Genomic DNA, 19405 nt, shown 5'->3' with positions numbered 1-19405 from the left:
GCCTGTTATTTACTCTGAAGAATCCTATAACTGCGGCGGCTGCCTGTTGCCTATATCTTTTATTGCTTTTTTTCTTGTTTTTCATTCCGCTTACCGCCGCAAAAACATCCCTTGTGATTCCGGCATAACCGGAACGAATCCGAACTGCGCATAGAGCCCGGCCGCCTCACCGTCAGCAATCAGGCTGACATAGGAGGGCTGGGGCACGGTATCCAGAAATCCCCGGATTTCCCGCACGATAGCCTTACCCAATCCCCGGCCCTGATAAGAGGGCTTAACCGCAATGTCGGTCACCTGAAAGAAACAGCCTCCGTCCCCGATCACCCGCCCCATTCCGACAAGCTGTTCCCCGTCATATACAGTAACAGCAAAGCAGGAACGCGGAAGCCCGGCCTCCGCCCCCGCAATGCTCATCGGACTCAGTCCGGCCTCTACCCGCAGCGCCAGATACTGCTCTGCCTGAGGCAGCTCATGACGAATCTCCGGTTTTGAGCTATGGTTCATGCTAATCAATCTCCTCTCATCCTCTGTCCGGAGCCTGCTGTCAGACTCCTTTTTACTCTAACCAATATATACGACAGCAGGAACAGCAATCAAGGGCGGGCGGATAAGCCCGTAAGGCATTTTGAAACGAATCGCAGATTGCGACGTATGCTATAAAAGAATTCCGCCACAGACATCACAGCCTATTCTCAGTCCGCGAAGAAGGGTAATTAATAGTAACAGAATCAGGCACCATAATAACTTTTAAAAAGGATCGGTGAACCGTTATGTCATCACTGGGAAAGCTGTTTAAATGGGGAACTTTTGCGTATGAGGCATTTTTGGCCATTCCGTTTATCGGAGGCACCTTTGTTGTCGCCAATGCCTGGCTGCCGCTCGGAGTTGCCTTCCTGCTCCATGCAGCTGCCGTCGTCATTCTGCTGAAGGAACGCGGTCCGTACATCGGGAACGTGATCGGGATTGTCACTTCGGTAGTCGCCCTCATTCCGTTTGTAGGCTGGATCATGCACGCCGTAACCGCTATTGTCCTGCTGTTTGAAGGTATCTCGGCTAACCGCCAGAGACCGCGTTATTAATTAAATCTGTAATCTGTCCCTTACAAAAAACAGAGCAGCGTATCTCCCTCAAATGGAAGGAGACGCTGCTCTGTTCTGTTCTCAAGCTCAAATGTATATAGGATGAGTACTGACCCGCTTCTTCTATCCCCGTCCCGCCGAACGGGCATCGGTGCGCCGGCTTCCGGTTTCCCCACTGTAACGCGGATTTGCTGAGCTGTTCTCGAAACGCTTGCGCTCCGTACGCTCCATCTGAACAATCTGCCCTTCGTGCACTACGATATGCAGTGAGCCGAATTCCATATTGTCCAGCAGTTCTGATATTCGTGATAGCCATAACTCATCCACCTTCAGTGGCTTAGCCATTTTCCAGCCTCCCTTTCCCCGGACAGGGGGTTATCTCCGCCTAAATCCCGTCATTTCCAACTTGTATACTGAGCTTTAACTTAGCACGGAACCAAAACCGCTGTCAATGAGCATTTTTGCGCAGCAGCCAGCTTTTAATGATCATTGTGACCAAAGCCAATATGAGCAGCAGCGAAGCAACCGCGAACGAAGCGGAGAACTGATATTCGTTATACAGAATCTCAACATGCAGCGGCAGTGTGTTCGTCTCTCCGCGGATACGCCCGGATACTACGGAGACTGCTCCGAATTCGCCCATAGCCCGCGCGTTGCAGAGAATGATGCCGTAGAGCAGGCCCCATTTAATATTAGGCAGAGTAACGCGGAAAAAGACCTGCCAGCCCTTTGCCCCCAGCGTAATCGCCGCTTCCTCCTCCTGCGTGCCCTGGTCCTCCATCAGCGGAATCAGCTCACGCGCCACAAACGGGAAGGTTACAAAAAGGGTCGCCAGCACGATGCCGGGCAGGGCAAAGACGATCTTGATGTCATTATCGCTCAGCCAGGAGCCAAACCAGCCGCTGGAGCCGAACACAAGGACAAAGATCAGCCCGCCAATGACCGGCGATACGGCAAACGGCAGGTCAATCAGCGTAATCAGAAAGCCTTTACCGCGAAAACGGAATTTGGTCACTGCCCAGGCGGCTACTACGCCAAAAATGGTATTCAGCGGAACGGTAATTGCTGCTACCAGCAACGTCAGCCTCAGTGCTGAAGCCGCATCGGGGTCGGAGAGCGCAGCCCAGTAGACGTCCCAGCCCCGCTTCAGCGCCTCTGTCAGCACAACGATCAGCGGCAGGGCAATCAGCCAGAGCATTACCAGCATGGCAGCTCCAATTAATACCCACCTGACTGCAGAGGATTCATTTGTTGCGGATGAAGCAGTACTGCCTCTCGGCTTCGTGTTATGCATGGGCACAGTTCCTGCCATGTTTATTCCTCCCTTTTCTCTAACGTGAAGTTTTGCGGGCCCAGCGTTGAAGCAGGTTAATGACCAGCAGCATTAGGAAGGAAATCAGCAGCAGCAGCAGTGCCACCGCCGTCGCTCCGGCATAGTCGAACTGCTCCAGCTTGGACATAATCAGCAGCGGAGCAATCTCTGTCCGCATCGGCATATTGCCGGAGATAAAGACGACTGAGCCGAATTCACCGATCCCCCGGGCAAATGCCAGCGCGAAGCCGGTAAGCAGTGCCGGGAACACCTCAGGCAGAATGATACGCAGAAAAGTCCGGCCGCGTCCAGCGCCCAGCGTAGCTGCAGCCTCCTCCATATCCCGGTCCAGATCCTCAAGCACCGGCTGTACGGTCCGCACGACAAAGGGAATCCCGATGAACATCAGCGCCAGCGTGATTCCAAGCGGAGTGAAGGCAATTCTGAATCCATAGGGTGCAAATAGTGAACCGATCCAGCCGTTCTGGGAATAAAGCGCGGTCAATGAAACACCGGCAACCGCAGTCGGCAGCGCAAACGGGAGATCAATGAGCGCATCGAATATTCTTTTGCCGGGAAATTCATAACGCACCAGCACCCAGGCCATCAGCAGGCCAAAAAAAGCATTCGCCAAGGCGGCAGCGGCAGCGGTACCGATACTGATCCGGTAGGAAGCCAGTACCCGGGGGTCTGTGGCAACATCCCAGAACTTGGCCCAGCTCAGCCCTGTTGAATTAATGAGCAGCGCCGATAGCGGCAGCAGCACTACCAGACTCAGGTACAGTACAGTGTAACCCATTGTAATGCCGAAGCCCGGAAGCACCTTGCGCCGTGCCGCAGCCGTAGAAATGACATTCATCTATACACCTTTCCTTTCCTGCCTTCGGCTCATCCGCCGATCAGCTTCCCTGACGGAGCAGGCTCCCCCGGGCCCGTACATTCATGAATGCCCCAGCTCTTTGGCTGAGGCATCCGGTTATTGTGTTCAGTATCTTATTTATCAGCTTCCCGGTACATAAATCTTGTCAAAGATTCCGCCGTCATTGAAATGCTTCTCCTGTGTCTCTTTCCAGGTACCGAACTTCTCGGCCAGGGTGAACAGCTTAATCTCAGGGAACTGGTCCTTGAACTGCTCCTTCACGCTCTCCAGGGTCGGACGGTAGTAGTTCTCAGCCGCGATTTTTTGCCCTTCCTCGGTGTAGAGATAGTCCAGGTAAGCTTCAGCAACCTCACGGGTACCCCGCTTATCAACCGTTTTATCCACGATCGCCACCGGCGGCTCAGCCAGAATGCTTACGGACGGGTTCACAATTTCGAACTTATCCGGCCCCAGCTCCTTGATGGACAGATAGGCTTCGTTCTCCCAGGCCAGCAGCACATCACCGATGCCGCGTTCAACAAATGTCGTTGTACTTCCGCGCGCCCCGGTATCCAGTACCGGCACATGCTTGAACAGCTCCTGGACGAATTCCTGCGCCTTGGCTTCATCGTTATTGTTATGGTCAAGCGCGTAGCCCCATGCCGCCAGATAGTTCCAGCGTGCTCCGCCGGAGGTCTTCGGGTTCGGAGTGATGACCTCTACGCCTTCTTTTAACAGATCCGGCCAGTCCTTGATGCCTTTCGGATTGCCTTTGCGCACCAGGAACACGATGGTTGAGGTATACGGCGAGCTATTATGCTCGAATTGGCTTCCCCAGTCTGAACTGATCAGGCCTTTATCGGCAAGCGCATCAATATCATAACCAAGGGCCAGTGTTACCACGTCTGCCTCAAGCCCCTCAAGTACTGCCCGGCTCTGCGCCCCGGAACCGCCATGAGACTGTTTAACGGTTACCTTCTGGCCGGTTTCCTGCTCCCAATAAGCAGCAAAAGCCTTGTTATAGTTCTCATACAGCTCGCGTGTCGGGTCATAGGAGACATTCAGCAGCTCCACCGGATCTTTAGCCGGCGCCTTGGTCGCCTCGGCTGTAGCCGCCGCATTCGTTCCGGCATTGGTTGCCTCTGGCGTACCTGCCGCTGAATTTGCACTGTTGCCCGTGTTACCGTTGCTTCCGCAAGCAGTGAGCCCTGCCGTCAGCAGTAATGTAAATCCGGCGAGAAGCCCCTTCTTGATCCCTTTCTTCATTTCCAACCACTCCCCCATGTTTGTTAATATTAGAGATGCCTCTGAAATTCATGATAGTAGAAAAAAAGACGCAGGAAAGCCCACATATGGCAGGTCAAACCGGTCATGTAGACACGTGTCTGCTTGCTTTAAGCGGGCGCTCCTCCGTCTGTACGGTAAGAACATTTATTTAATTATTCCTACCCGTTTAGTAGGTTTAGACACATAATACTGAAAACTCCGCATCCTGTCAAATCTTTTTTTCAAAATGGCTTCAAGCTTGTATTCTGCTCTTTCCGCGGAAGCAAATGGCGGCCGTCCCTGCAAGACCCGCTTGTTATTAAAGCTGTAAAAGCTGTAAAGTAATATTATTGCTACATCTTATGGGGGATAAAAACATGGGAATGGATTTGGAGTATGCTCCGGAGCTCCAGCGGCCACAGCGGCCGCGGCTGATCAGACGCATATTCAGTGAAACAGGCAGACGCATCGGGTTAACCTATGCGCATGATACAGCCTTATGGCGGACCGCGCTGGCCGGTCCCTGGATCATATGCACACTCGCCTTCATTATTGCTGTGCTTGGTATTCCGACCGGCATGGGAAAGCCGGCCGATATTATGCTGGCTGCAGGAGCCGGAACGCTGGTGCTGGCACTCGCCGGTAATCTTCTGGCTCTGCTGCTGGCACTGACCGGCCTGCGTTTTCCGAAGCTGTTTGCCGGCACTTTTCTAAGCTCCTTCGCAGCCGTGCTGCTCATCCTGTACTTTGGAGGCCTCGCAATTGAAGCAGCGGCAGTCATTGCCGCTATTGCTGCCCTGATTGGAGCAGCGGCGGGTATATCGGCAGGCCTGCTGCGCAGCAGGCGGACTGTCCCGGGTATTGTGCTGGCCGCGGTTATTCTGCTGGTTCCGCTTCCGCTGTACGGTGCAGGACTCAAAGAGCCTGCCGAGGACAGCATTACGGCTGCGGCCGGAGATGTAACTCCGATTGACGCAGCAGACCCTGCAGCACCGGGGATCTACAGCTTCACGCACTTTACTTACGGCAGCGGGAAAGACCTGCACCGCTCCGGATATGGCGCCGAGGTGCCCTTAACATCCGGTTCTGCCGATGCCTCTTCTTACATTAAGAGCTGGCCCAAGCTGCGCACGATTTTCTGGGGATTTGATTACACTGCCCTACCGCTCAATGCCCAGGTATGGATGCCTGAAGGCGAAGGCCCGTTTCCGCTGGTGCTGATGGTTCACGGCAATCATATGATGGAGGATTATTCGGAAGAAGGATACGCCTACCTGGGTGAGCTGCTTGCCAGCCGGGGCTTCACAGCGGTATCGCTGGATGAGAATTTCCTGAACTATTCAGCCTGGTCCGGCATTCCGGATAATGACTTCAAGGTGAGGACCTGGATGATTCTGAAGCATCTGGAGCAAATCGGGGATTATGCGGAGCAGCCGGGGAATCCCTTCTATCAGAAGGTCGATTATACCAAAACCGCACTGCTGGGTCACAGCCGCGGCGGCCAGGCAGTTGCAATGGCTGCTGATGCCTCGCGCTGGTTCAAGGATGATCCTGTCCTGGCGGTCACAGACCAGTTCACCATCTCCTCCGTTATTGCCCTGGCTCCGACCGATAAAGCCATCGATGACCAGCAGGCCCGGCTGAAGGATGTCAGCTATCTGACACTGCAGGGCGCGCGGGACGGAGACGTGCATGATTTCTACGGTGACCGGCAATATATACGATCCAGCTACTCCAGCGGCTCGCCAGCCTTCAAAAGCTCGCTCTATATCGCCGATGCCAACCACAGCCAGTTCAATACCGACTGGGGGTTATACGACCAGACCCTGCCGGCCGGCCTGTTCTTAAGCCGGGCGCAGATTATGGACGGGGAACAGCAGCGGCAGATTGCCAAGGCGTACGTATCTGCATTTCTTGAGACTACCCTGCATGGACAGAGCGTATACCGCGACTTATTCCGCGATTACCGCAGCGGACTGCAGTGGCTGCCGGATACGGCTTATTACAGCCGCTTCCAGAGCGGAGACTACATCCCTGTAGCGAATTTCGACGAGGACCGTAACAAAAATACGGCAGCCGGCGGAACAGCGTCGGTGGACGGCCTAAGCTGGACTGAAGAAACCGCCAAGGACCGGGAATCCAAGAGCAAAGCAACCTATGGCCTTGTGCTTGCGCATGATGCCGGAGCGGAGGAAGCCGGCTCTTACAGCATCTCGCTTAAAGACAGCGTTGTCTCGGAGCTTGCAGGATCGGGGGCAGGCGGATTGACCTTCTCTATGGCAAACCGGAATGGCGACAATCCAGCAGAAGAAGATGCAGAACCGCTCATCGCTGAAGCCGCTGCCCCGGCACCTGATGTCGAGGTTGAGCTGACCGACAGCAATGATGTCAGCGCCCGCCTGCCGCTGGATGAAGTGATGGACATTCTGCCGCTCCCGCAGACAGAATTCACCCTCAGCCCCTGGCTGGAGGGGAGGATCAGCGACGGCAAATACGGCGACCTGTCGGAAGCGGTATTCCAGACCTACGAGCTGCCTTTTGAGAGCTTTCTGACAGAAGAACCCTCCCTTAATACGGAGGAGCTGACCGAGATTACCTTCTACCTGCAGGAAGAAGGCGACCGGATTATGCTGGATGATATCGGCTTCTATACCGGGCATGAAGGCCCCGGCGGATTACATTAGTCTGCTCTTATTCATAAAAGAAATACTCAAGGGCCTCCCGTGCAGCTATTTTGCAGTGAGGCCCTTCTTTTATTGCGGCAGAGGAATTATGCAGACCGGTGAAGCTGCTTCCAGCTCATTTCCCGTAGGTATCAGGCGCCCGCTGTCATTATCAATCCGGAAAGAGACAATATTGCCGCTGTCCTGATTGGCGGCGAGCAGCATGCCGCCGATGATGGCGAAATTGCGGGGCGTACGTCCGCCTGACTTCACCCAGTCGCCCGGCTTCAGCAATCCCGTAGCTGTATCTATATAGAATAAAGCGATGCTGTCGTGCCCGCGGTTGGATGCATACAGGAAGCGTCCGCAGGGTGACACATGAATATCTGCAGCAGTATCATCACTGCCGGCAGTATAACTCTCCGGCAGTGCGCTGATGCTCTGCAGAAGCTTCAGCTCACCCTGCTGCTCATTGTTCGCAAAAACCGTAATAGTACTGTTCAGCTCATTAATCAGATAAATCCACTGCTTCGACGGATGAACCGCCAGATGGCGAGGTCCTGAGCCCGGCGGCAGGTCAACCTCACGGTGTGTCACCAGCTTGCCGTCCTCAAGCCGGTAGATCAGCACTTGGTCTATTCCGAGATCACATACCAGCACCCGTCCGCCGGTGCTGTCAGGAAGGACGGAATGCGTATGAGGTGCATCCTGCCGGTCCTGGCGTATGCCTGATCCTTGATGCTTCACCTGGCCTGACATGTTCCCGAGAGAACCGTCGGCATTCACCGGGAAGGCATTCACATTGCCGCCGCTGTAATTAGCAACGAATATGTAGTCATCCTGCGGAGAGACTGACACATAGCAGGGTGCACCGCCGTCTGTGCCTTTGCCGCCCAGCGGCTGCAGTGCTCCTGTGCCGGCTTCAACAGCAAAAGCATGAACCTCACCCTCATCCTGCTCGCTTACAGCATACAGTACAGTCCCCTTTCCGTTCAGCGCCAGAAAAGACGGATTCTCAATCCCTTTTTGCCCGCCCAGCACCCGCATCTCTCCTGTATCCTCATTCAGGGCTCCCAGCAGAATAGCTTCTTTTTCTTTGCTATTATAAGTACCGATATAAAATAACACTTCATCAGGCTGTTTCATGGCCGTATCTCCTTTGCGGTAAGCAGCAGCTTATTATTTGCACTTATTCACTTATTATATACCCTCTGCAGCGGATTCCGCCCCTGCTTCTATTCCTGTTATATCAGCATAACATGGTTATATACCCCTTACACAGCCTGTGTTAAACACCCTTTTCCGGGGCATACTAAGATACCGCTCAGACTAGTTAATACAATATTATCCACATGGTTTAAACGCATTGCTTGAGGTTAATAGTAGACATCGAAGTTAACACAAACTTAAAGGAGCTGAAGCAAAATGAGTTTACTATGGATGCTTATTGTAGGCGGCGTAATCGGATGGCTGGCAGGACTGATTATGGGTAGAGACATTCCGGGAGGCATTATCGGTAACATAATTGCCGGTATCCTTGGTTCATGGCTTGGCGGCATGCTGCTGGGCAGCTGGGGTCCTAAAATCAGTGACTTCTACGTCTTCCCGTCCCTTATCGGTGCGATTCTGCTGATCTTCATCGTCAGCCTGATCCTTCGTTCGGTCGGCGGACGCAGCCGTTCTTAAGCTGAATGAAGCATGGCCTGGTATCTGCCAGGACACATACTTGGACAAGAACCCGCGGGGGCAGCCCCTGCGGGTTCTTTGTATATTCTTACAGACAATCGGCTCCTGCGGAATAGACTCTGCGGCACATTCTGTTTACAAAAGTTTTTCTGCTATAATGAAGAAATAAGTGACACAAATCACAGAGAGGAACGTGGATTATGGGCAATATTAACCCTTCGCTTCTGCATATAGGCTCTACCCTGGGAGCAGTGTTTATGGCGCTGATGGTTATTTTTATCCGCATGAAGGCAAGTGCACGTCCGGTGACTATCCGCAAAATATGGATTCCGCCGCTGGGCATGTCAACGGGCTTCGCCATGTTCGTGGTGCCTGAGGTCCGTTTTCCCTGGTGGTGGGCCGTGCTTGCCTTTCTGGTCGGCTGGTTCATTTTCGCATATCCGCTGATACGCAGCACCAAATTTGAAGAGCGGGACGGCCTGATCTACGCCCAGCGTTCCAAGAGCTTTGCTTTTATTCTGCTCGGCCTGCTGCTTGTGCGCACCGTGCTTCATGAGTTCATCAACCGGTATATATCCGTTCCGCAGTCCGGCGGCCTGTTCTTTATTCTGGCCTTCGGGATGATCCTCCACTGGCGGCTGTTCATGTATAAGCGTTATACCCTAATGTCTCCGCCGCAGGCACGCATCCCGCAGCCGCGGAGTTAAGGCTGTACTATCTGTTTATTACAGCCGTGCCGATGCACGCCAGAGCATTCCTTTCCCCTTCCGGGACGGGGAATGCTTTTTTAGGTTATAGAGGACCTTGCAGCGCCAGCGGTGAAGCAGGAAGATAATTTACTGCAGGTTTGTCAACTTTTATCCCTTATCTGCAGCTCACGCATACAATAGTAATATACAACCGCCCGGATTTTTCAACTTGATGTCAGGTAACTTGCGATGAGATCAGGTAAAATAAAAACATACTTAACCTCCGGCTTCCACAGGCGGGGACCGGGTATTACTTTTAGAGAGTGGGGACAAGGCAATTGAAAACAAAATCAAGAAAAGTGGCAATCGTCGGCTCCGGCAATGTAGGCTCCAGCTGTGCCTATTCCATGGTCAATCAGGCGATATGCGATGAGATCATGATGGTCGACCGCACCTATGACCGTGCCATGGCACAGGCGCTTGACCTCTCGCACTGCATGGATTTCACAGGAACCAGAACCAAGGTCTATGCCGGTACAGCCGGCGACTGCGGCAGCATGGATGTCGTCATCCTCACAGCAGGTGCTAATCCCAAGCCCGGACAGACAAGACTTGATGTGCTGGATGCCGCCGCTGTTATCACCAGAGAGATTGTCACCGAGATTATGGCCGGCGGGTTTGACGGAATTTTTGTAGTTGCTGCCAATCCGGTTGATATCGTCACATATATGGTATGGAAAATTTCCGGGCTGCCGCGCCACCGCATTATCGGAACCGGCACCTCCATCGACTCCTCCCGCCTGAAGACACTGCTCTCCGAGGTGTTCTCCATCGATCCGCGCAGCGTCAACGGCTATGCGCTCGGTGAGCACGGTGAATCCCAGTTCGTCGCCTGGTCGCATGTTACGATCGGCGGCAAGCCGCTGCTGCAGATTATGGAGCAGCACCGCGAACGGTTCAGCGGGCTTGATCTCGATGATCTTGCCCGTAAGACGAAGGATGCCGGCTGGGTAATCTTCACCCGTAAGGGCTCGACCCATTTCGGAATCGGCAGTGCGCTGGCTTACATCACCCGCTCCATCCTCAATGACGAGCACAAAATCATTGCCGTCTCCGCTATCCTTGACGGTGAGTACGGCCAGACCGGGGTCTGTGCCGGCGTGCCGGCCATTATCAGCGGCGGCGGTATCCAGGAGCTGCTTGAGCTGAATCTCAATGAGCAGGAAGCTGCCAGATTCAGCTCCTCCTGCGGCATTATCCGGGCCGGTATCGACAGCCTGCAGCTGGAGGAGACCGTATAGACTCTGCCCGGCAACAGCAAGAACCCCCTCTATTCATAGCACTGCGCTATGGCGAGGGGGTTCTTTTTATAAGATCAGCTTAACGGTATCTGCCGACTTCTTCCTTCAGCTCAGCCATCATGGCTGTGAGGGCCTCCGCCTCAGACACCACCTTACCCATCAGCTCTTTCTGCTCTACAGAAGCCTCAGCTACCAGCTCCGCGTTCTCTGCGGAAGCCTTGGCAATGGTCAGCATATCCGTAACAGATGCCGTGATCTCTTCCGTGCCTGCTGACATCTCTTCGTTAATAGCCGATACATCCTGGATCTGCAGGGAAACCTCGCGCATGGAGGACCTAATATGCTCAAAGGAAGCTCCTACGTGGTTCATCTTGTCCATTCCGTCACCAATTTCTGTAATGCTCTTGTCCATGGACGCTGCGGCATTTGCCGTGGAAGACTGAATCTGCCGGATGAGCTCAACAATATGCACGATCGACGTATTGGTACGCTCGGCCAGCTTTTTCACTTCATTTGCAACCACGCCGAAGCCGCGCCCGTGTTCGCCCGCTCTTGCGGCCTCGATGGAGGCGTTCAGCGACAGCAGCCCGGTCTGATTGGATATTTCAGAAATGACATCCACAATCTGTCCGATCTGCCCCGACTGCTCTGTGAGGGTTGCAATCAGCTCCGAGGTCTGGCCGGCAGCAGCACTGATTACCTTCATCTGTTCAAGTGTCGATTGAATACCCAGATAACCCTGTTCCACCTCACTGTTCACGCTCTCCGCCTGGTCAGATACATTAACCGAGGATTCAGCAATCCGCTGCAGGCCGATCGCCATCTCTTCCGTAGCCCGCGCAGACTGCTCCGAGCCCTTGAACTGCTCTTCCATCCCGTGTGCTACTTCCCTGATAACTTCGGCAATCTCTGCGGAGGTGTTGGATGAATCATTGGCATATTTCAGCAGGCCCTTGGACGAGACCGCAACCTCAGCCACTGCTGCGTCAATCATGCCGACAATACCGGACAGAGATTCAATCATCTCGTTAATGCCCTTGCTCATCTCGCCGATTTCATCGTTTGAGGTGACAGCCACCCTTTCGCTTAAGTGTCCCTCTGCAACCTTTTTCACTACTTGGGAGATTGCAGTCACCGGTTTAACCATCCGTTTTGTCAAATAAAGCGCCAGCAATACAACAGCCAGAATTACAACTACCAGGAAGATAACGGCAATCATCTGTGCTGATTTCACCTTGGCATAGATTTCACTTTCGGGCACGTTAATCATCAGCTTCCAGCCGGTCCCCGGAACGTTCTGGAAATAAGTAATGACCTGGCTGCCGTCTTCGCCTTTGTAGGTTTCGGAGCCGCTTTGCCCGGCCAGAATTCGTTTGAGTGCTGCCTTCATTTCTGCTCCGCCGGCGTATTCCGCAATATTTTTTCCGATACGCTGCGAATCATAGTGGGCATAATAGGTTCCGTCACCAGATACAACATATCCATATCCGCTGTCAGCAACCTTAATATCCTTGCTCATCTCAATCATCACTTCGGGTGTAACCGAGAACGCTATGGCACCGGCGAACTGCTTGTCTGCTCCGGTAACCGGAACCACTATTGAAATAACATACTTGCTTAGGGGCTCAAGGTAGCTCATATCCGCCACAGCCGGCTGCAGGGTCTCTTTTGCCTTCAGAAAATAGTCCGCTGTCCCCATCTCGGCTGTCAGACCCAGCATATTGGTCAGCAGCCCGTCCTTATTAATTACGCTGTAGCCCTCAGACTGCCTGTCACTATCCTCAATCACCTTAATGGCCGGGAAAATGGTATCCGGATTTGAAGTATCGAATTCGGGATGCTGCGCAGCCAGCTCCTGCACCGCTGAGGTTTTGGACATCAGCCATTCATTAAGACGGGAGGTGTTCATTTCCAGAATCGTCTTCGCGTTCGCTTCACTGTCCTCTTTGGTCACCCCGCCGAAATAGGCTGTAAAAAAGAGGGTAGACCCGAGTAACGGTATGATCGATATGGCCAAAATAATCAGAGACCATTTCCGCTGCATCGAGGCTGTTTTCTGCGTTTTTGCTTTCATTTTCATTTTTGTCCAAAGCTTCACTTCTTTTTCCACCTTTAGTCCTCCCAGCAGTATTAATTATCAGCTTCCATTTGCTGTAAATCTATACTGTTATATCGGCAAGAACAGACATTTTCCATTATATATAGCATTAAAAATAAGCCCATAGACCCACATTTTGGAATATAAAAAGGGTTTTTTTTCATATTTGCGGCATGCTAATGAAAACTATTCTTGCAATTATGCCCTGGCAGGAATAATATTAACATATGAGCAGTTATTCATATGTTTGAGAAGAAAGGGGTTTACTTATGAATCAGCACCTCCACGATCACGGCCATACAGGCCATACTGAATCTCATGATCATAGTCACGGGCATCCTCACGACCACTCTCACGGACACGCCCATTCCCACGCCCCGGCAGACCGCAAAGGCCTGCTGACCGCACTAATTATTACCGGCGGGATTATGATTCTGGAATTTTTCGGAGGATTGATTACCAACAGTCTGGCGCTGCTGTCTGACTCCGGGCATATGCTCAGCGATACCGCTTCGCTGGCTTTAAGCCTGGTTGCTATGATTTTTGCTGTCAGACCGGCCTCGGCCAAGAATACCTACGGGTTCTACCGGTTTGAGATTATGGCTGCCCTGTTCAACGGCATTACACTGTTTGTCATCGCCGGATTCATTATGTGGGAAGCCTTCAAGCGTATCGGATCGCCTCCGGAAGTAGCCAGCGGGACCATGATGATTATCGCCGCAGTCGGCCTGCTCGCAAATCTGGTCAGTGCATGGTCGCTGATGCGTAAAAGCAAAGGCCATGAGAACATCAATATCCGCAGCGCCTATCTGCATATCGTCAGTGACGCCCTCGGCTCTGTCGGCGCCTTGCTGGCCGGACTGATCATGTCCCTGTTCTCCTGGTATCTCGCCGATCCTATCATTAGTGTGGTCGTTGCCCTGCTGATTCTGCGCAGCGCCTGGGGCGTGGTGAAGCAGGCCTTTCACATTCTGATGGAAGGCGCTCCCGATTCCGTGAATACTGATGCAGTCCGTGCCGCACTCCTTACCCTTGATGGGGTTATAGAGGTTCATGATCTTCATATCTGGAGCATCACCTCAGGCCTGAATACGCTGAGCGGTCACCTGCTGATAGAGGAGCACCGCAGCCATCAGGATATTCTGCAGCAGGCTGTAAGACTGATTGAGCAGGAGTTCAGCATCCGGCATATTACGCTGCAGGTGGAGAATTCTGCAATGCAGCACGGAGATTTGCCGGTGTAGCCTGAACTGCAGCGGGGATGACTCATAATATGCACAAACAACCGTCCCGGGGCCAAGTGACCCAAGGACGGTTGTTTGTGTTCAGCCGATCTATTCGTGCCGGATATGCTCATGCGTCTGCAGAAAAATCTGCTCGACATGCGCGTCGTTCAGCGAATAAAATACGGTCTTGCCTTCTTTGCGGCGTTTTACAATCCGCAGGTTGCGCAAATAACGGAGCTGATGGGAGACCGCCGACTGCCCCATATCCAGAATGGAGGACAGATCGTGTACGCACAGCTCCCGCTGCGATAAGGCGTAGATCATCCGCACCCTGGTAGGATCGCCAAGTGCCTTGAACATCTCGGCCATTTTATCCGTGGTTCCCCGGTCAGGCATTGTGAGCGCCGCTGTCTCCGGCTCCGAGCCATTGCATGTGTTGTCGCATTCTTCAAGTGCTGCCGGTTCCATGCTTCCGCCCTCCTAGTTAGCTTTCTCCGGTCTTGCCGGTCCTTAATCAGATTCTCTACGATTAATTATAGAAAAAATGTCAGGGAATGTCCATGGAGAAGGCTGGGCGGAGCGGCGTTTCAAACCGCCTTACGCTGGAAATATAGCAGACCGCCGCCCAAAAATACAATCAGGCTGACGGATACTACCAGCATCAGCGTCTGCGCTGGAAGAACGAACGCCCCGAAGCTCTCGCCTCCGAAAGGGGACATGGCCAGCAGCGGCTGGGCCCATGGATAATAAGGCCCGTATGTAGCCGAATTGACTACCAGAATATTGGGGAGGGTCAGGCTTACGTTGAGCGCCAGCGGTGCGCCGAAGCTGCTCCACCCCTGGGATACGCCAAGCTGCAGTGCCGCAAGGGGCAGACAGGCGAACCAGCCGCCCAGCAGGCTTGAGATTAGCAGCGGCCAGGGAACAGCGCCCTCCGCTCCGCGGTACAGGCCGATACTAAGCAAGGCAATAAAAAAGACCAGCTGGACGCAAGCCAGCAGTGCCATAATAATGGTGAACTTGGCAACATAAACTGCTGTCCTTGTTACAGGAAGAGACAGCAGCATCTTCCAGCCTCCGTCGCTGTGCTCGGCCCGGCAGATGAGTGCCGCAAAGAGGCCTGTGAGCACTGGAAGAAATAATAGGGCATGCATCATTGACATGACATTCAGCAGCACCTGCCAGGAGACCGGCTCCCCGTCCTGCCGGATATCAGCCAGCGCTCCTACCGGCAATGCTACTAAGGGGCTGATGCCCACCAGCAGCCAGATAAAGGACCTCGACAGCTTCAGTCTCTCCGCCGAGAGAATTCTTATAAAGCTCCGCATGTTCAATCCACATCCTTTCGCGCGAAATGAACGGCTCCCGGCAGGATCATCAGCAGGCCGAGCAGCAGGCCCGATGCGATGAACAGCCAGGGTGACTCTGCTTCCCAGGCAAGAGCAGGCCAGTTAAGCGGCATCCATTCAGACAGATACATGGAAAAGAGGCTTAGCAGTGACAGCGTAATTCCCGCTGCCACCGGAAAGGTCTGATTGCGGCTGGATAAAGAGAGCCACAGCTGCAGGGCAATTATCGGGAGTGCCCCGGCATAGGAGGCAAAGCCCAGCCTCAGGATGTCTGCATAGGGGATAGTCTGGATGCCGAAGCCAAGCAGCAGACCCAGAGCCAGCGTACCTGCGGACAGCAGCAGACAGGAGCAGACCAGCAGCAGCAGGCAGAGCAGCAGTTTAGCCATATATACGGCGGTCCGCGAGACCGGCAGTGCCAGCAGCTGCTTCCATGAGCTCATCTGATGCTCGACATTTGCAATCAGGGAGCAGACCAGTGTTCCGCCCAGGTAAAGGGCAATCGGGACGAAGCCGGCTATATTGCTGAGCAGCCCGCCCCATAAATCAGCCTGGTACTGCCCCTTGAGATAATCATAACGGAGCCCGAAATTCAGCCCCTGCATCGCCGTAAGCCCCAGCGGCCCCAGAAAGACCAGAAACCATAGGCCTTTGCCGCGGATTTTGAGCCAATCGGCCGAGAGCGCCCGCCACATCATGATACGCCTCCCTCAATAACCTGCAGGAAGAACTGCTCCAGTGACTGACGGTGTTCCTCTACCCGGTAGACAGCATGCCCGTTCTCCACCAGCTCCCTGACCAGCAGCGCCACCCGTGCATCACTCATCCGGGGCAGAACGACCCTGCTCTCCTGCAGTGAGCCGCCGCAGCCACGTAGCGATGATAGCTCCAGCGCAGCCTCCGGCTCAGAGACGGCCAGCCGCAGCTCACCTGCTGCCTGCTCCTGCAGATGGGCGATGGTGTCCTGATAGATCATGGTGCCCTGGCGGATAATGCCGACGGTATCAGCCATTTGTTCAATCTCGCTAAGCAAATGGCTGGAGACGAGGACCGTAATACCATATTCAGCCGGAAGCCGCTTGATCAGCGAGCGGATCTCCTGAATCCCGGAAGGATCAAGCCCGTTCGTCGGCTCGTCCAGAATAAGCAGCTCCGGGCTGCCCAGCAGCGCGGCAGCTATACCGAGCCGCTGCTTCATGCCGAGCGAGAAGCCCTTGACCGGCCGCTTCTCTTCGCCGGTCAGCGAGACAATATCCAGTACCTCGGCAATCCGGGCCTTAGGCACATCCAGTATCCGGCGGATGGCCTCCAGATTGTCAGCAGCACTCAGATGCCCGTAGTAGGACGGCGACTCTACAAGCGAGCCCACCCGGCGAAGAATTTGCAGCTTATGCTTCCGCAGCTCCTTGCCGAATATTTGAATTTCGCCGGAAGTGGGCTGGATCAGGCCCAGCAGCATGCGGATGGTTGTTGTTTTGCCTGCGCCGTTAGGGCCCAGAAAGCCGTAGATTTCCCCCTGGCCGATGTTCAGATCCAGATGCTCCACGGCGGCCCGGCCGCGGTATACTTTTCTCAAGCCGTTTGTTCTGATAACTGTTGATTTCATTAGTCGTTCACCTCGGTATTCAGCATAATGCCCCAAGGTTAAAGCCGCAGCAGCAGCAAGTTTAAATTTTGTTTAAATTTCGCTCCTGCGGCAGATAGAGTATAACTGAAGTCCCCTCCGGGGAGCTGTCCGTCTCCCAGGCAAGTCCCATAGGCTGGAGCAGTAAACCGACGATTGACAAGCCGAGTCCTGCACCAGACGCTTCGGATGTGCTGTCCATCCCCTTCCCCCTGTCCGAAATGATGATCACGGCAGTGCCATCGCGTATTTCTGAACGGACTCCTACATATCGCCCGCTGCCCGCGTGACGCACAATGTTCTGGAAGAGGTTATCGAGAATCCGCCGGAACCAGCTCTCATCAACATTCCGGTACACCGGCTCCTCCTCCAGTTCAATTTCCACCTCAAAGCCTTCTTTCTCCCATAGCGGATACCAGGCCGCTGCGCTTTCCCGCACAATCCGCAGCACATCCTTACGTTCTGCCTTAAGCGTCATCCGGCCGCTGCTGAGCAGGTTGAAAGACAGCAGATTATCAATCAGGCCGCTGAGGCCTTCCATCCGTTCATCCATCAGCGCAATGGATTCCCGCCCGCGCTGTGACATTTCTTCTTTACCCAGGACATGGAGATGGCTGCGTATTACGGTCAGCGGGGTCCGCAGATCATGCGACAGATTGGCCACCAGCTGCTTGCGCAGCCCTTCTTCCTCCGCCTCACGGCGGCGGCTGGCCGAAAGCTCCGCTACCATGTAATTGAAGGCTTCCTCCAGCCGGCCTATTTCATCGGCTTTGCCGGGTTCGATAGGCTGGGGAATGCCGGCACCCCCTGTGAAGCTCATCGCTGTCTGCAGCCGCAGCAGACGCTTGCGGATTCTGGTGAAGAACAGCCAGGAGGCCGCAGCGAACAGTCCGAAAAAGATCAGCAGAAACAGGATATACCACGAACCCAGACTCTGAAAACGATAGGCTTCAGTAATCTCAGCCGGGATCTGCATCACCATGAAGCCTTCACCCGCATCCGCACGGTCGCCGACAAAAGCGACAATGGCCAGCGGCTGCCGCATCGCCGCCTCCTTCATGAAGGCGATGGCTTCAGGCGCATTCCACTGCGCAGGGATCCTGTCCGTACCCAGCTGTTCCTGAAGCTGAGGATCATCCGGGGAATGAATGAACCGGGTCTGTCCCTGACTGTCCACCCAGAACACTGCGGCCAGCGGATAGCTGCCGCTTAACTCCTTAAGCCGGCGGTCAACCGCTTCCGCCGTCTGACCGGAAAGCTCCAGCGCCTCCTGATGCCATTGCTTCTCCAGGACACTGATGTTGGAATACAGCTCATATTCCTCCGGCGGCTTATCGGCTGCCGAGATACTGAACAGGTTATAGCCCGCAAAGGTAAGCGGAATGCCGACAGGAATAAACAGCAGGGCACCCATGATGATCAGGAGATACCTTGAGAGCAGGGACTGCCGGCGCCCGTTCTGCTCCTTTTGCCTGCTGCTCATGCCCTCACCCGGTAACCGATCCCCCGGACCGTCTCAATGATCTCCGGGGCAGCCGGATTAAGCTCCAGCTTCTCACGCAGATAGCGGATATGTACCATCAATGTCTTATCCCCTTCAATATATGCCTCGCCCCAGACAGCTTCATAGATCTGTTCTTTGGTCAGAATCTGCCCGAGATGGCGCAGCAAAAAGGTAAAAATCTGAAACTGCTTGCCGGTGAGCAGAATTTCCCGGCCCGTTGCAGCCTCTTGAATAACATTGTTGCCCTCATAAACAATAAGATGCTTAAGGGCAAGCGCTGCCGGCTCGGCAGCGCCGGTGCGCCGTAAAAGAACTTCAATCCTGGCAGCCAGCTCATCGGGATGGAACGGCTTCGTCAAATAGTCATCCGCGAACTCCAGACCCTGCAGCTTGTCGTCTATGGAGGTGCGGGCGGACAACATCAGAACCGGCAAGTTAGGATAGGCCCGCTTCAGCCGTTGACCTACGGTGAAGCCGTCAAGCCCGGGCAGCATGACATCCAGAACAGCCAGCTGGCAGCCTGCTGCCGCCTCTACAGCACCCTCGCCGCTCTCCAGCCAGCGGACCGCATACTTTCTTTCCCGTAAATCTGCTGACACCGCGTTACCGATATCCCGGTCATCTTCCACATACAGCAGTGTAATGCTCATAGTACCTCCATTTCTTTTTGCGAAACATTCTAAGTTCGTAAATAATCCCCGGGCCGGCGGATAGACCGCGTTTGCTCCGGGGAATATGTACATCGTATG

Annotated in this window: 19 protein-coding genes; 6 read left to right on the top strand and 13 right to left on the bottom strand. The window is 54.1% G+C overall.

What is annotated here, in order from left to right:
* Window positions 1-90: 90 nt before the first annotated feature.
* Complete coding sequence (locus R70331_RS01830) at window positions 91-504, bottom strand: GNAT family N-acetyltransferase (protein WP_042172370.1); 414 nt, start codon at window positions 502-504, stop codon at window positions 91-93.
* A 266-nt stretch (window positions 505-770) separates the two neighbouring features.
* Here R70331_RS01830 and R70331_RS01825 point away from each other — a divergent pair, with 266 nt between their 5' ends.
* Window positions 771-1079: a hypothetical protein gene (locus R70331_RS01825; RefSeq protein ID WP_042172368.1), complete on the top strand. Its 309-nt coding sequence runs from the start codon at window positions 771-773 to the stop codon at window positions 1077-1079.
* A gap of 123 nt (window positions 1080-1202) precedes the next feature.
* On the opposite strand, the gene R70331_RS01820 is transcribed toward R70331_RS01825, so the two are convergent.
* The 4 genes from R70331_RS01820 to R70331_RS01805 form a co-directional block, all read right to left on the bottom strand.
* Window positions 1203-1424: a YezD family protein gene (locus R70331_RS01820; protein ID WP_042172365.1), complete on the bottom strand. Its 222-nt coding sequence runs from the start codon at window positions 1422-1424 to the stop codon at window positions 1203-1205.
* 103 nt (window positions 1425-1527) lie between these two features.
* Window positions 1528-2391: a sulfate ABC transporter permease subunit CysW gene (gene cysW, locus R70331_RS01815; protein ID WP_042172363.1), complete on the bottom strand. Its 864-nt coding sequence runs from the start codon at window positions 2389-2391 to the stop codon at window positions 1528-1530.
* A 19-nt stretch (window positions 2392-2410) separates the two neighbouring features.
* Window positions 2411-3250 (bottom strand): sulfate ABC transporter permease subunit CysT, encoded by an 840-nt coding sequence (gene cysT, locus R70331_RS01810; RefSeq protein WP_042172361.1) that lies wholly within the window; start codon window positions 3248-3250, stop codon window positions 2411-2413.
* Window positions 3251-3391: 141 nt separating this feature from the next.
* Window positions 3392-4516, bottom strand: coding sequence for a sulfate ABC transporter substrate-binding protein (locus R70331_RS01805; RefSeq protein ID WP_042172359.1), 1125 nt, complete (start codon window positions 4514-4516; stop codon window positions 3392-3394).
* Window positions 4517-4893: 377 nt separating this feature from the next.
* Here R70331_RS01805 and R70331_RS01800 point away from each other — a divergent pair, with 377 nt between their 5' ends.
* Window positions 4894-7200 (top strand): alpha/beta hydrolase, encoded by a 2307-nt coding sequence (locus R70331_RS01800; protein WP_052418879.1) that lies wholly within the window; start codon window positions 4894-4896, stop codon window positions 7198-7200.
* Between the two features lie 69 nt (window positions 7201-7269).
* Here R70331_RS01800 and R70331_RS01795 read toward each other — a convergent pair whose 3' ends face one another.
* Window positions 7270-8325: a lactonase family protein gene (locus R70331_RS01795; protein ID WP_042172358.1), complete on the bottom strand. Its 1056-nt coding sequence runs from the start codon at window positions 8323-8325 to the stop codon at window positions 7270-7272.
* A gap of 279 nt (window positions 8326-8604) precedes the next feature.
* Between R70331_RS01795 and R70331_RS01790 the strand changes: the two genes are divergently transcribed.
* The 3 genes from R70331_RS01790 to R70331_RS01780 all read left to right on the top strand — a co-directional run bounded on the left by R70331_RS01790 (window position 8605) and on the right by R70331_RS01780 (window position 10855).
* Window positions 8605-8865, top strand: coding sequence for a GlsB/YeaQ/YmgE family stress response membrane protein (locus R70331_RS01790; protein ID WP_042172355.1), 261 nt, complete (start codon window positions 8605-8607; stop codon window positions 8863-8865).
* Between the two features lie 200 nt (window positions 8866-9065).
* The gene (locus R70331_RS01785) at window positions 9066-9572 is read left to right on the top strand and encodes a CcdC family protein (protein WP_042172353.1); all 507 of its coding nucleotides are present in this window, start codon (window positions 9066-9068) and stop codon (window positions 9570-9572) included.
* Between the two features lie 320 nt (window positions 9573-9892).
* Complete coding sequence (locus tag R70331_RS01780; protein ID WP_042172351.1) at window positions 9893-10855, top strand: L-lactate dehydrogenase; 963 nt, start codon at window positions 9893-9895, stop codon at window positions 10853-10855.
* Window positions 10856-10934: 79 nt separating this feature from the next.
* On the opposite strand, the gene R70331_RS01775 is transcribed toward R70331_RS01780, so the two are convergent.
* On the bottom strand, window positions 10935-12965 hold the full coding sequence (locus R70331_RS01775) for a methyl-accepting chemotaxis protein (protein ID WP_231576386.1): 2031 nt from the start codon (window positions 12963-12965) through the stop codon (window positions 10935-10937).
* A gap of 257 nt (window positions 12966-13222) precedes the next feature.
* Here R70331_RS01775 and R70331_RS01770 point away from each other — a divergent pair, with 257 nt between their 5' ends.
* Entirely contained in the window at window positions 13223-14197 is a 975-nt protein-coding gene (locus R70331_RS01770) for a cation diffusion facilitator family transporter (RefSeq protein WP_042172349.1), read from the top strand.
* Window positions 14198-14287: 90 nt separating this feature from the next.
* Here R70331_RS01770 and R70331_RS01765 read toward each other — a convergent pair whose 3' ends face one another.
* The 6 genes from R70331_RS01765 to R70331_RS01740 all read right to left on the bottom strand — a co-directional run bounded on the left by R70331_RS01765 (window position 14288) and on the right by R70331_RS01740 (window position 19306).
* Window positions 14288-14647 (bottom strand): ArsR/SmtB family transcription factor, encoded by a 360-nt coding sequence (locus tag R70331_RS01765; RefSeq protein WP_042172347.1) that lies wholly within the window; start codon window positions 14645-14647, stop codon window positions 14288-14290.
* A 119-nt stretch (window positions 14648-14766) separates the two neighbouring features.
* Window positions 14767-15507: an ABC transporter permease gene (locus R70331_RS01760; protein ID WP_042172345.1), complete on the bottom strand. Its 741-nt coding sequence runs from the start codon at window positions 15505-15507 to the stop codon at window positions 14767-14769.
* A gap of 2 nt (window positions 15508-15509) precedes the next feature.
* Window positions 15510-16226 (bottom strand): ABC transporter permease, encoded by a 717-nt coding sequence (locus R70331_RS01755; RefSeq protein WP_042172343.1) that lies wholly within the window; start codon window positions 16224-16226, stop codon window positions 15510-15512.
* On the bottom strand, window positions 16223-17134 hold the full coding sequence (locus R70331_RS01750; RefSeq protein WP_042172341.1) for an ABC transporter ATP-binding protein: 912 nt from the start codon (window positions 17132-17134) through the stop codon (window positions 16223-16225). The genes R70331_RS01755 and R70331_RS01750 overlap by 4 nt, the downstream gene beginning before the upstream one ends.
* Before the next feature lie 61 nt (window positions 17135-17195).
* On the bottom strand, window positions 17196-18635 hold the full coding sequence (locus tag R70331_RS01745) for a sensor histidine kinase (protein WP_042172339.1): 1440 nt from the start codon (window positions 18633-18635) through the stop codon (window positions 17196-17198).
* Window positions 18632-19306 (bottom strand): response regulator transcription factor, encoded by a 675-nt coding sequence (locus R70331_RS01740; RefSeq protein WP_042172337.1) that lies wholly within the window; start codon window positions 19304-19306, stop codon window positions 18632-18634. Before R70331_RS01740 ends, R70331_RS01745 begins: the two co-directional genes overlap by 4 nt.
* Window positions 19307-19405 lie beyond the last annotated feature (99 nt).

Source organism: Paenibacillus sp. FSL R7-0331 (genome assembly GCF_000758645.1).
Taxonomy (GTDB): domain Bacteria; phylum Bacillota; class Bacilli; order Paenibacillales; family Paenibacillaceae; genus Paenibacillus_AQ; species Paenibacillus_AQ camerounensis.
Note: the sequence above shows the minus strand (reverse complement) of the source record. Positions and strands in the feature narration are given on the sequence as shown.

Excerpts from the sequence above, each read along its gene's own strand:
- R70331_RS01820 (WP_042172365.1), bottom strand. The coding sequence starts at position 1,424 with ATGGCTAAGCCACTGAAGGTGGATGAGTTATGGCTATCACGAATATCA.
- R70331_RS01790 (WP_042172355.1), top strand. The coding sequence starts at position 8,605 with ATGAGTTTACTATGGATGCTTATTGTAGGCGGCGTAATCGGATGGCTG.
- cysT (WP_042172361.1), bottom strand. The coding sequence starts at position 3,250 with ATGAATGTCATTTCTACGGCTGCGGCACGGCGCAAGGTGCTTCCGGGC.
- R70331_RS01770 (WP_042172349.1), top strand. The coding sequence starts at position 13,223 with ATGAATCAGCACCTCCACGATCACGGCCATACAGGCCATACTGAATCT.
- R70331_RS01755 (WP_042172343.1), bottom strand. The coding sequence starts at position 16,226 with ATGATGTGGCGGGCGCTCTCGGCCGATTGGCTCAAAATCCGCGGCAAA.
- R70331_RS01830 (WP_042172370.1), bottom strand. The coding sequence starts at position 504 with ATGAACCATAGCTCAAAACCGGAGATTCGTCATGAGCTGCCTCAGGCA.
- R70331_RS01785 (WP_042172353.1), top strand. The coding sequence starts at position 9,066 with ATGGGCAATATTAACCCTTCGCTTCTGCATATAGGCTCTACCCTGGGA.
- R70331_RS01745 (WP_042172339.1), bottom strand. The coding sequence starts at position 18,635 with ATGAGCAGCAGGCAAAAGGAGCAGAACGGGCGCCGGCAGTCCCTGCTC.
- R70331_RS01800 (WP_052418879.1), top strand. The coding sequence starts at position 4,894 with ATGGGAATGGATTTGGAGTATGCTCCGGAGCTCCAGCGGCCACAGCGG.
- R70331_RS01750 (WP_042172341.1), bottom strand. The coding sequence starts at position 17,134 with ATGAAATCAACAGTTATCAGAACAAACGGCTTGAGAAAAGTATACCGC.
- R70331_RS01765 (WP_042172347.1), bottom strand. The coding sequence starts at position 14,647 with ATGGAACCGGCAGCACTTGAAGAATGCGACAACACATGCAATGGCTCG.
- R70331_RS01795 (WP_042172358.1), bottom strand. The coding sequence starts at position 8,325 with ATGAAACAGCCTGATGAAGTGTTATTTTATATCGGTACTTATAATAGC.
- R70331_RS01825 (WP_042172368.1), top strand. The coding sequence starts at position 771 with ATGTCATCACTGGGAAAGCTGTTTAAATGGGGAACTTTTGCGTATGAG.
- R70331_RS01740 (WP_042172337.1), bottom strand. The coding sequence starts at position 19,306 with ATGAGCATTACACTGCTGTATGTGGAAGATGACCGGGATATCGGTAAC.
- R70331_RS01760 (WP_042172345.1), bottom strand. The coding sequence starts at position 15,507 with ATGCGGAGCTTTATAAGAATTCTCTCGGCGGAGAGACTGAAGCTGTCG.
- cysW (WP_042172363.1), bottom strand. The coding sequence starts at position 2,391 with ATGGCAGGAACTGTGCCCATGCATAACACGAAGCCGAGAGGCAGTACT.
- R70331_RS01805 (WP_042172359.1), bottom strand. The coding sequence starts at position 4,516 with ATGAAGAAAGGGATCAAGAAGGGGCTTCTCGCCGGATTTACATTACTG.